The sequence below is a fragment of the Pseudomonas sp. 2VD genome, assembly GCF_005503585.1.
GTDB lineage: Bacteria > Pseudomonadota > Gammaproteobacteria > Pseudomonadales > Pseudomonadaceae > Pseudomonas > Pseudomonas aeruginosa.
Map to the genome: position 1 here is coordinate 1 of NZ_SCND01000212.1, position 10,577 is coordinate 10,577.

The 10,577-nt window shown below is 65.5% G+C and carries 9 protein-coding genes and 1 pseudogene; 4 read left to right on the forward strand and 6 right to left on the reverse strand.

What is annotated here, in order from left to right:
* Nucleotides 1-199, reverse strand: a pseudogene (locus FFS27_RS20875) (rRNA methyltransferase); the annotation flags it as partial.
* Between the two features lie 37 nt (nt 200-236).
* Between FFS27_RS20875 and FFS27_RS20880 the strand changes: the two are divergent.
* Entirely contained in the window at nt 237-599 is a 363-nt protein-coding gene (locus FFS27_RS20880; protein WP_003122824.1) for a DUF1883 domain-containing protein, read from the forward strand.
* A 13-nt stretch (nt 600-612) separates the two neighbouring features.
* Nucleotides 613-1,110, forward strand: coding sequence for a prolyl-tRNA synthetase associated domain-containing protein (locus FFS27_RS20885; RefSeq protein ID WP_003122823.1), 498 nt, complete (start codon nt 613-615; stop codon nt 1,108-1,110).
* Nucleotides 1,111-1,140: 30 nt separating this feature from the next.
* Here the strand turns inward: FFS27_RS20885 and FFS27_RS20890 are convergent, their stop codons facing one another.
* The 4 genes from FFS27_RS20890 to tsi1 all read right to left on the reverse strand — a co-directional run bounded on the left by FFS27_RS20890 (nt 1,141) and on the right by tsi1 (nt 6,521).
* A complete protein-coding gene (locus FFS27_RS20890) occupies nt 1,141-1,503 on the reverse strand; it encodes a YggL family protein (RefSeq protein WP_003088023.1) in 363 nt (120 codons plus the stop codon).
* Nucleotides 1,504-1,517: 14 nt separating this feature from the next.
* Nucleotides 1,518-5,222, reverse strand: coding sequence for a methionine synthase (metH, locus tag FFS27_RS20895; RefSeq protein ID WP_003088025.1), 3,705 nt, complete (start codon nt 5,220-5,222; stop codon nt 1,518-1,520).
* Nucleotides 5,223-5,496: 274 nt separating this feature from the next.
* Complete coding sequence (gene tse1 / locus FFS27_RS20900) at nt 5,497-5,961, reverse strand: type VI secretion system effector peptidoglycanhydrolase Tse1 (protein WP_003088027.1); 465 nt, start codon at nt 5,959-5,961, stop codon at nt 5,497-5,499.
* Nucleotides 5,962-6,002: 41 nt separating this feature from the next.
* The gene (gene tsi1 / locus FFS27_RS20905) at nt 6,003-6,521 is read right to left on the reverse strand and encodes a type IV secretion system immunity protein Tsi1 (protein ID WP_003132761.1); all 519 of its coding nucleotides are present in this window, start codon (nt 6,519-6,521) and stop codon (nt 6,003-6,005) included.
* Between the two features lie 361 nt (nt 6,522-6,882).
* Between tsi1 and FFS27_RS20910 the strand changes: the two genes are divergently transcribed.
* Together FFS27_RS20910 and nfuA are read left to right on the forward strand one after the other, a co-directional pair.
* On the forward strand, nt 6,883-9,171 hold the full coding sequence (locus FFS27_RS20910) for a fatty acid cis/trans isomerase (protein ID WP_021264652.1): 2,289 nt from the start codon (nt 6,883-6,885) through the stop codon (nt 9,169-9,171).
* A 122-nt stretch (nt 9,172-9,293) separates the two neighbouring features.
* On the forward strand, nt 9,294-9,878 hold the full coding sequence (nfuA, locus tag FFS27_RS20915; RefSeq protein ID WP_003088034.1) for a Fe-S biogenesis protein NfuA: 585 nt from the start codon (nt 9,294-9,296) through the stop codon (nt 9,876-9,878).
* A gap of 58 nt (nt 9,879-9,936) precedes the next feature.
* On the opposite strand, the gene FFS27_RS20920 is transcribed toward nfuA, so the two are convergent.
* Nucleotides 9,937-10,577 (reverse strand): MFS transporter (locus tag FFS27_RS20920; RefSeq protein ID WP_137952184.1); only part of this gene is annotated, 641 nt, incomplete at its 5' end.

Here is a 10,577-nt window from a genome sequence, read left to right on the forward strand (position 1 = left end):
GGCGGGCGATGCCTTCCAGTTCCGCGGCTACCTGGGGCAGACCATGGCGTACGCCCAGCGGCAGGAAGTCCTCGGCCCGCTGGCGGGCGGTGCAGGCATCGAGGGCGCGGCCCTGCAGCCAGGCGCGGACGATCCTCCCGCAATGCAGGGGCTTGGCGCCGAGATCGGCGAGGCGCTGGTGGAGGTCTTGGCTACGCATGGGGCGCGCATCCTACCATTGCCCGTCTTGAGGCGGTATGGCCGGCGCCGACGTGCTATCGTTGCGCTCCGCTCCACCGCAGCAACGGAACCGTTCCATGAAATTCGTCCACCAGCGCGAACACCTCAACGAAGACGACATCGTGGTCATCGAGTGTTCGCAGCAATGCAATATCCGCCTGATGAACGACGCCAATTTCCGCAGTTTCAAGAATGGCGGGCGGCATAGCTACCATGGCGGCGCCTTCGACCGCTTCCCGGCGAAGATCAAGGTGCCCAGCACCGGGTTCTGGAACATCACCATCGATACCGTGACCCGGCGCCCGATCAGCGTGACGCGCAAGCCGAACTTCAAGTGGTCGATCAAGTTCGTGCGCCGTTCCGGTTCGCAGTTCACCTGAGGGCGCGCGTCCCATGAGTGCGAAAATGGACGAGCAGGCGCTTCTGGCGTTGCTCCGCGAGCTGGCCATCGACAGCCAGCGGGTCGAGCATCCGGCCATCGCCTCCATCGAGGAATATTACGCGCAGGGCATCGAACTGCCCGACCAGGGCATCAAGAACCTGTTCCTGCGCAACCGCAAGGGCACTCGCCACTACCTGGTGCTGCTCGACGAGCGCAAGGAGGCCGACCTGCCGGGCATCGCCGAACAGATCGGCGAAAGCCGCCTGTCGTTCGCCTCGGTCGAGCGCCTGCGCGAATACCTCGGCGTCGAACTGGGCTGCGTGACGCCTTTCGCGCTGGTCAACGATCCGCAGCACAGGGTCGAGGTGTTGCTCGACGATGCCATTCGCCAGGACCAGTTGCTCGGTTTCCACCCGTTGGTGAATACCGCCACCGAGTGCATTCGCTACGCAGACCTGTTGGCCTTTCTCGCCCACACGGGGCATGAACCGCGCCTGATCCGGGTGTAGGTCGCAGCTTCGCGCCTGCTGGCGCCGGTTTCACTCGAAGAAGTTGTGCCAGCAGTCGCTCAACGGGCCGACCTCGAAGGTCTTGCACCAGGGTTGGGCTTCCAGCCACAGGCGGGCGCTTTCCCGGTCCGCCTCGTCCAGGCTGCCGACCCGCGCCAGGCACAGGTAGCCGCTGATCTCCGCCTGTTCCGGCGAGCCGCCACCGCCGAACACCCAGCCCTGGGCCTCGACGAAGTCGATCAGATGGTCCAGCGCATCGTCGTAGGAGAGGGCGCTACGGTCGTAGGTCAGTTCGAAGCTGAAACCGAACTCCTGGAACTCGCCCAGGCGCAGTTTCTTGCGCAGGCGGCGCTTGCGCGGCTTTTCCATCTGCTCGGGAGTGAGGAATTTCATCGTCGCCTTCCTGGTCAGTCATCGTAGCCAAGGTTCGGCGCCAGCCAGCGCTCGCTGACGCTGGCTTCCTGGCCCTTGCGCTGGCTGTAGCGTTCCACCTGGTCCTTGTCGATCTTGCCGACCGCGAAGTACTGCGCCTGCGGGTGGGCGAAATACCAACCGCTGACCGCCGCGGCCGGGAACATCGCGTAGTGCTCGGTCAGGCTGACGCCGGACAGGCCCTGCGGATCGAGCAGTTCGAACAGGGTGCCTTTCTCGGTATGGTCGGGGCAGGCCGGGTAGCCCGGTGCCGGGCGGATGCCGACGTATTGCTCCTTGATCAAGGCCTCGTTGTCGAGGTGCTCGTCGCGGGCGTAGCCCCAGTACTCCTTGCGCACCCGCTCGTGCAGCCACTCGGCGCAGGCTTCGGCGAGGCGGTCGGCGAGCGCCTTGACCATGATGCTGTTGTAGTCGTCGCCCTTGGCTTCGTACGCCTTGGCCACTTCCTCGGCGCCGATCCCGGCGGTGGTGATGAAGCCGCCGATGTAGTCGCGCACGCCGCTTTCCTTCGGCGCGACGAAATCGGCCAGCGACAGGTTCGGCTTGCCGTCCGGCTTGATCGTCTGCTGCCGCAGGTGGTGCAGGGTGGCGAGGGTCTCGCCGTCGGCGCCGTAGACCTCCAGGTCGTCGTGCTCGACCTGGTTGGCCGGCCAGAAGCCGAACACCGCGCGGGCCTTGATCAGCTTCTCGTCGATCAGCTTCTTCAGCATCGCCTGGGCGTCGTTGAACAACGAGGTGGCGGCCTCGCCGACCACCTCGTCGGTGAGGATGCGCGGGTACTTGCCGGCCAGGTCCCAGGAAATGAAGAACGGCGTCCAGTCGATGTACTCGGCGAGCACCGCGAGGTCGATCTCGTCGAGCACCCTGACGCCGGTGAAGGAAGGCGTCGGCGCCTGGTAGCCGGCCCAGTCGAACGCTGGCTTGTTGGCGATCGCCTGTTCGTAGCTCAGCCGCTCGGTGCGGGCGCTGCGGTTGGCCGTGCGTTCGCGGACCACCGCGTAGTCGGCGCGGGTGCGGGCCACGTAGTCGGCCTTCAGCTCCTTGGACAGCAGGCTGGTGGCCACGCCTACCGCGCGCGAGGCGTCGGTGACGTAGACCACCGCGTCGTTGCTGTACTGCGGATCGATCTTCACCGCGGTATGCGCCTTCGAGGTGGTGGCGCCGCCGATCATCAGCGGCAACTGGAAATTCTGCCGCTGCATTTCCTTGGCGACGTGGACCATCTCGTCCAGCGACGGCGTGATCAGGCCGGACAGGCCGATGATGTCGCATTTCTCGGCGATGGCGGTCTGCAGGATCTTCTCCGCCGGCACCATCACGCCGAGGTCGACCACGTCATAGCCGTTGCAGCCGAGCACCACGCCGACGATGTTCTTGCCGATGTCGTGCACGTCGCCCTTCACCGTGGCCATCAGGATCTTGCCCTTGGCTTCCGGCTTGTCGCCTTTCTCCGCCTCGATGAAGGGAATCAGGTGGGCTACCGCCTGCTTCATCACTCGCGCGGACTTGACCACCTGCGGGAGGAACATCTTGCCGGCGCCGAACAGGTCGCCGACCACGTTCATCCCGGACATCAGCGGACCTTCGATGACCTCGATGGGGCGCGCGCACTGCTGGCGGCATTCCTCGGTGTCCTCGACGATCCAGGTGGTGATGCCCTTGACCAGCGCATGCTCGAGGCGCTTCTCGACGCTGTAGCTGCGCCATTCCTCGTCCTCGGCCTCCTTGACCGCGCCGCCGCCCTTGTAGTCGTCGGCGATCGCCAGCAGGGCCTCGGTGGCCTCGGGCGTGCGGTTGAGCACCACGTCCTCGACCCGGTCGCGCAGCGCTTTCGGAATCTCGTCGTAGATTTCCAGCTGGCCGGCGTTGACGATGCCCATGGTCAGGCCGTTGCGGATCGCGTAGTAGAGGAACACCGAGTGGATCGCCTCGCGTACCGGGTTGTTGCCGCGGAACGAGAAGGACACGTTGGACACCCCGCCCGAGCTGAGGGCGTAGGGCAGGTGGTCGCGGATGTAGGCGCAGGCGTTGATGAAATCGACCGCGTAGTTGTTGTGTTCCTCGATGCCGGTGGCGATGGCGAAGATGTTCGCGTCGAAGATGATGTCTTCCGGCGGGAAGCCGACTTCGTCGACCAGGATGTCGTAGGAGCGCTTGCAGATTTCTTCCTTGCGCGCCTGGGTGTCGGCCTGGCCGTCCTCGTCGAAGGCCATCACCACCACCGCGGCGCCGTAGCGCTTGCACAGGCGGGCATGGTGCTTGAAGGCCTCGACGCCTTCCTTCATCGAGATCGAGTTGACGATGCCCTTGCCCTGGATGCACTTCAGGCCGGCCTCGATCACTTCCCACTTGGAGGAGTCGATCATGATCGGCACGCGCGAGATGTCGGGCTCGGAGGCGATCAGGTTGAGGAAGGTGACCATGGCCGCCTTCGAGTCCAGCATGCCTTCGTCCATGTTGATGTCGATCACCTGGGCGCCGGCTTCCACCTGCTGCTGGGCGACCTCGAGGGCTTCCGCGTAGTTTTCCTCGCGGATCAGCCGGGCGAACTTGGCCGAGCCGGTGATGTTGGTGCGCTCGCCGACGTTGACGAACAGCGAGCTGCGGTCGATGGTGAACGGCTCCAGGCCGGACAGGCGGCAGGCCCGGGGAATCTCCGGGATGGCCCGCGGCGGGTACTTGGCCACCGCCTTGGCGATCGCCTCGATGTGCGCCGGGGTGGTGCCGCAGCAGCCGCCGACGATATTGAGGAAGCCGGCGGCGGCGAATTCCTCGACCACCACCGCCATTTCCGCCGGCGATTCGTCGTATTCGCCGAAGGCGTTCGGCAGGCCGGCGTTGGGGTGGGCCGAGACATGGGTGTCGGCCTTGGTCGACAGTTCCTCGATGTACGGCCGCAATTCCTTGGCGCCGAGGGCGCAGTTCAGGCCTACCGAGATCGGCCGGGCATGCCGCACCGAGTTCCAGAAGGCCTCGGTGGTCTGGCCCGACAGGGTGCGGCCGGAGGCGTCGGTGATGGTCCCGGAGATCATGATCGGCAGCTCCACGCCGAGTTCCTCGAACACGCCCTGGACGGCGAAGATCGCCGCCTTGGCATTGAGGGTGTCGAAGATGGTCTCGATCAGGATCAGGTCGGCGCCGCCCTCGATCAGGCCGCGGGTCGCCTCGACGTAGTTCTCCACCAGCTCGTCGAAGGTGACGTTGCGGTAGCCGGGGTTGTTCACGTCCGGGGAAATCGAGCAGGTGCGGCTGGTCGGGCCGAGCACGCCGGCGACGAAGCGCGGCTTGTCCGGGGTCTCGGCGGTCTTCGCGTCCGCCACCTGGCGAGCCAGGCGCGCCCCTTCGACGTTGAGTTCGTAGGCCAGCGACTGCATGCCGTAGTCGGCCTGGGACACCTGGGTGGCGTTGAAGGTATTGGTCTCGAGGATGTCGGCGCCGGCGTCGAGGTAGGCCTTCTCGATGGCCTGGATCACGTCCGGGCGGCTGAGCAGCAAGAGGTCGTTGTTGCCTTTCACGTCGCTCGGCCAGTCGGCGAAGCGCTCGCCGCGGTAGTCGGCCTCTTCCAGCTTGTAGCTCTGGATCATGGTGCCCATGCCGCCATCGAGGATCAGGATACGTTCCCTGAGGGCGTGCTGGAGGGCTTGCAGGCGGGCGCTGCGATCGGTGAGCGGGCTGGACATGGATGGACCTGGCGTCAGTGGGCGGAAAGGTGAAAAGCATAACAAAGGCAGGGGCTTTCCGACCGGGGGTGGCTGGACCATGAATTTCATTCAAGTTGAAAGATGTTCATCCGCGGGCCGGAAAAGCCGCAGGCGCCGTTTTGTCGCAGCATACGGGCGGAATGCGGAGGTCGGAGTGCGCAGGCGGGCGGCGAAGGGGCGGGCGAGTGGAGTCGGGATGCTCGTGGGGAATCGTGCTGCGAATGAGTCTGGCTCATTCGCAGCACGGCCTGAATCAACTGGCCCTGGGCAGGCTGCAACTGGCCAGGGAGTAGACGTAGTAGTTGAGGCGGTCGCGGTCGGTGCGATTCCACACCTGGCCGACCGACTTCAGGCCCTGGCTCTGGCCGACCGCTCCGGCGATGCTGCCGCACCAGCACATCGGGTACTTCTGCCGATACAGCGGACCGCTGATGACCACCGCGACGTGCCCGTAGGTGCGGCCCTTCAGGCCGGCGATCACCAGGAAGCCCTGGGCCGCCTTCTGCGCGGCCTCGGCGCCGGAGGCGAGCTTGGTCCAGCTCTGCTCCAGGCCGTCGACCATGGCGTTGGCGTTGCCGCGGGGCATCGGTACGCCCAGCTCGGCGGCCACCGACTGGACGAAGCCGGAACAGTTGTCCTTGTTCGGGGTGCCGGCCAGGTAGCTCTTGTCCCAGCTGTTCTTGCAGGCGTTGACGATGCATTGATCGAGACTGTCCATGTATCACCTATGCGTGTCGATAAGGGGCGCTCCGGCCCGGATCATTTCTTTGCGGTCTGGCAGAACGGCGCGAGCGAACGCTTCACGATCTTCGCGCAGCTGTCGACGGATTCGCCCGAGCATTTCTCACCCAGGCGCAGCCCGTCCTTGTCCACCGCCCAGCGCTGGCCGGAGATGTCCTCGCGGTGCACCACCTTGCAGGTGGCGCTGTCGTAGGACACCAGCTCGGCGCTGGAGCCGCTGAATTCATGCATCAGCACGCGCCGGCCGTCCTGGCTCAGGAACACGCCGCCGCGCGACCAGATGCCGCCGTCCTCTATGCGGCAATCGTTGCCGCTGTCGCGGTCGGCCAGGTAGACCGGCGGTTCGGGAAAGGCATCGGGGTTGTCGTCGTTGGGATCCTCGTTGCTGAACATCACGCGGACGTGCTCGTCCTCGCCGCCGAACATGTTCGGCGAGCCGAACTGGGGCACGATTTCCAGCTGGGTGAAAGTACAGTCCGCCGCCTGGGCCGAAAGGCTCAGGAAGAGAGCGGCGAAGCTGCCGGCGAGCAGTTTCATGGGGCGGGTTCTCCGTTGGGCCGCCAGGGCGGCGAAAGGATGGACCAGGCCGCGCCGGGCGCGAACGGAAGCGCCGCCTGGCGACAGCAGGCGGAAAGCGGCGAGAAGGGGACGTGGGGCGCACGCGAACGGGCGCGGATGGGGCGCGGCGAGTCGAAACATATCCCTGTTTCCTCGAAGTCATCGTCCTTGATCGCCAGGGCGGGCCTGGGAGCCCGGCTAGCATACGTGGCGGCCGAAGCCGGTGGAATGCTGGCGAAATGGCGGCTCAGGCCCGGGGCGAGTTCGCCCGCCGTTGTGAAAGTGCGGCGCAGAGAGGCGGGTTTGCTAGAATCGCCCGTCGCCGAGTGAGGAGTGGTTCATGTTGCCAAGACCGTTGGTTGGGTTGGCCTTCGTTTTGTCGTCTTTTATCCAGTCTGTTTCCGCTGCTGAAATTTCCTATAGCCGTGACGTCCAGCCGATCTTTACCGCCAAGTGCGTCGCCTGCCACGCCTGCTACGATTCGCCCTGCCAGCTCAACCTGAGCAGCGCCGAGGGCGCGCAGCGCGGCGCCAACCAACTGCCGGTCTACGACGGCACGCGGACCAAGGCGCAGGAAACCACCCGCCTGTACCTCGATGCGCACGGTGCCGACGCCTGGCGGCGCAAGGACTTCTGGTCGGTGCTCGAACCGCAGGACGGCCAGGCCGCACTGATGGCGCGGATGCTCGAGCTTGGCCACAGCCAGCCGTTGCAGCCGAATGCGAAGATCCCCGAAGGCCTGGACATTTCGATCAACCGCGCCAACCAGTGCCCGACGCCGGCCAGCATCGATGCGTTCATCCGCAAGAACCCAGGTTCCGGCATGCCTTTCGCGGTGGCCGGGCTGAGCGACGACGAATACGCCACTTTGCAGAAGTGGCTGGCCGCGGGCGCCCCGGTCGACCAGCAGCCGTTGCGGCCGACCGCCGCCGAGGCGCGCCAGGTGGCCAGCTGGGAGCGTTTCCTCAACCAGCCTGGGGCCAAGCAGAGCCTGGTCTCGCGCTGGCTCTACGAGCACCTGTTCCTGGCGCACCTGTATTTCCCGGAACAGGGCGCGCCCGGCCACTTCTTCCAACTGGTGCGTTCACGCACGCCCAGCGGCCAGCCGATCGACCCGATCCCGACCCGGCGTCCCAACGACGATCCGGGCAACAGCTTCTATTACCGCCTCTGGCCGATCCAGGGCGTGATCGTCCACAAGACGCACATCACCTATCCGCTGACGGCGAAGAAGCTGGAACGCGTCCAGGAGCTGTTCTTCGGCACCCAGTGGAACACCGACAAGGTTCCCGGCTACGGCGTGCAGAGCCGCGCCAACCCGTTCGTCACCTTCGCTGCGATCCCGCCACGGGCGCGCTACCAGTTCATGCTGGACAACGCCGAGTACTTCACCCGTACCTTCATCCGCGGGCCGGTCTGCCGTGGACAGATCGCCACCGACGTGATCCGCGACAACTTCTGGGTGGTATTCCAGGACCCCGAGCAGGACCTGTTCGTCACCGACGCCAACTTCCGCGCGCAGAGCGAGCCGCTGCTGGCCTTGCCGGGGCAGATCGACGAGCTGAAGAACCTGCTCGGCCTGTGGAGCGCCTACCGGGACAAGCGCAACGAGTACGAAGACCTGCGCCAGGACGTCTACGCCGACGCGCCGCCGCCGACCTGGAACACGATCTGGCACGGCAACGACAATGCCCTGCTGAGCATCTTCCGCCAGTTCGACAGCGCCTCGGTGCGCAAGGGCCTGCTTGGCGAGGTACCGCAGACCCTGTGGCTGATGGACTACCCGCTGTTCGAGCGAACCTACTACGGGCTGGTGGTGAACTTCGATGTCTTCGGCAACGTCTCGCACCAGGCGCAGACGCGCCTGTACTTCGACCTGATCCGCAACGGCGCCGAGCAGAACTTCCTCCGCCTGATGCCGGTCGACGCGCGCCAGCCGTTGCTCGACGACTGGTACCAGAACAGCGGCAAGCTGAAGATGTGGATGGACTACCAGGCCTTCGACGACGACACGCCGAGCGCGCTGGGATTGCCGGAGAAGCAGTCGAAGAAGGCCTTCGCCGAAGAACTGCTGCGTCGCTACGGCGACCTCAATGCGCGCCCCGACCCGATCAACCGCTGCCTGGACGGCAACTGCTATCGACCGGGCATCGACCGCGAACTGCAGGACGCCGAGCAGGCCTTCAGTCGCCTGGTCAGCCGGCCGGCGGCCGGCCTCAAGGTCATCGAGCGCTTCCCCGAGGCGACCATGCTGCGGATACGTACGTCCAGCGGCAAGCGCGAGGTCTATACCGTGCTGCGCAACCGCGCGCACAGCAATGTCGCCTTCATGCTCGGCGAGTCGCTGCGCTACCAGCCGGGCCTGGACACCCTGACGATCTACCCCGGCGTGCTGTCCAGCTATCCGAACTTCATGTTCGATCTGCCGGCGACGGATGCCGAGGCCTTCGTCGGCGCCCTGGAGGCGGCGAAGAGTAGCGAGGACTTCGACAAGGTGGTCGAACGCTGGGGCGTGCGCCGCAGCAATCCGCAGTTCTGGAGCTACTTCCACGATCTCGAGGCGTACATCCGCGAAACCGAGCCGGTCGAGGCGGGCGCGCTGGACATGAATCGCTACGAGAACCTCTGAGTCTCGCAACCCGCTCCGCAAGGGGCGGGTCGGTTATCGCGAATTATTCCTACTAATTTACTAGGGCTTTATCCGCAAGTACCGATTGGCGTAAACTGTCGGCATATTTGCGAGGAGTTGCCATGAGCGCCATCACCATTACCGAAGCTGCCCAAGCGTATCTGGCCGAGTTGCTGGAGAAGCAGAGCACCCCGGGTATCGGCATTCGTATCTTCATCACCCAGCCGGGTACCCAGTACGCGGAAACCTGCATCGCCTACTGCAAGCCGGGCGAGGAAAAGGTCGAGGACACCGCCATCGCCCTGAAGGACTTCACTGCCTGGATCGATGCGGTCAGCGAGCCCTTCCTCGAAGACGCGGTGGTGGACTACGCCACCGACCGCATGGGCGGCCAGCTGACCATCAAGGCGCCGAACGCCAAGGTGCCGATGGTCAACGAGGACAGCCCGATCACCGAACGCATCAACTACTACCTGCAGACCGAGATCAATCCCGGCCTGGCCAGCCACGGCGGACAGGTGAGCCTGGTCGACGTGGTCGAGGACAACATCGCCGTGTTGCGTTTCGGCGGTGGTTGCCAGGGCTGCGGGATGGTCGACATGACCCTCAAGGATGGCGTCGAGAAGACCCTGATCGAGCGTATTCCCGAACTGAAGGGCGTGCGCGACGTGACCGACCACAGCAACAAGGAGAACGCCTACTACTGAGGCGTTTCCGTAAGGCAGAAGAGGCGACCGCAAGGTCGCCTTTTTCGTTGCCGGCGTTTCAGCGCGACAGCGTCCGCGTTCGCCGTACCGGCCAGAGCAGTGTCAGCGCCACCAGCAGCGCCGGCCAGACCAGCAGGTTCACCGCGTTCCAGCCAAGGCTGGTGATCAGGGCGCCGGAGCCGAACGACATCAGCGCCGCCACCAGGCTGTTGCCTTGCTCCATCAATCCTTGTGCGGCGCCGCGCTCGCTTTCGGCGTGGCCCTCGCCGAGCAGGGTGGTGCCGGCGATGAGCATCAGGTTCCAGCCGCTGCCCAGGGCCAGCGAACTGAGCAGGAAATGTATGACCGACTGCCCGCCCAGGGCGATGCCGGCACTTGCGGCGAGCAGGAGCGCGCCGAGCAGGGCGACGCGACGGTTGCCGATGCGGTCGACCAGCGCTCCGGCGAAGAACGCCGGAAGGAACATTCCCAGCACGTGCCACTGGATGACCCGACTCGACTGTTCCAGCGGCAGGCCGCAGAAGCTCATGGCCAGCGGCGTGGCGTTCATGATCAGGATCATCAACCCGTGTCCCGTCGCGGTGCAGGCGATGGCCGCGCGGACCACCGGCCGCCGCAACAGGCCGCCTATGTCGCGCCAGGCGAGTCGTGCCGGGCGCGGCGCCTGGCCTTCGCGAAGCAGGGCCATCAGCAGCAGGC

What these genes read in the sequence shown, in the direction of transcription:
- FFS27_RS20880 (WP_003122824.1), top strand. Translation starts at nt 237, where the DNA reads ATGGCCGGCGCCGACGTGCTATCGTTGCGCTCCGCTCCACCGCAGCAA.
- FFS27_RS20885 (WP_003122823.1), top strand. Translation starts at nt 613, where the DNA reads ATGAGTGCGAAAATGGACGAGCAGGCGCTTCTGGCGTTGCTCCGCGAG.
- FFS27_RS20890 (WP_003088023.1), bottom strand. Translation starts at nt 1,503, where the DNA reads ATGAAATTCCTCACTCCCGAGCAGATGGAAAAGCCGCGCAAGCGCCGC.
- metH (WP_003088025.1), bottom strand. Translation starts at nt 5,222, where the DNA reads ATGTCCAGCCCGCTCACCGATCGCAGCGCCCGCCTGCAAGCCCTCCAG.
- tse1 (WP_003088027.1), bottom strand. Translation starts at nt 5,961, where the DNA reads ATGGACAGTCTCGATCAATGCATCGTCAACGCCTGCAAGAACAGCTGG.
- tsi1 (WP_003132761.1), bottom strand. Translation starts at nt 6,521, where the DNA reads ATGAAACTGCTCGCCGGCAGCTTCGCCGCTCTCTTCCTGAGCCTTTCG.
- FFS27_RS20910 (WP_021264652.1), top strand. Translation starts at nt 6,883, where the DNA reads ATGTTGCCAAGACCGTTGGTTGGGTTGGCCTTCGTTTTGTCGTCTTTT.
- nfuA (WP_003088034.1), top strand. Translation starts at nt 9,294, where the DNA reads ATGAGCGCCATCACCATTACCGAAGCTGCCCAAGCGTATCTGGCCGAG.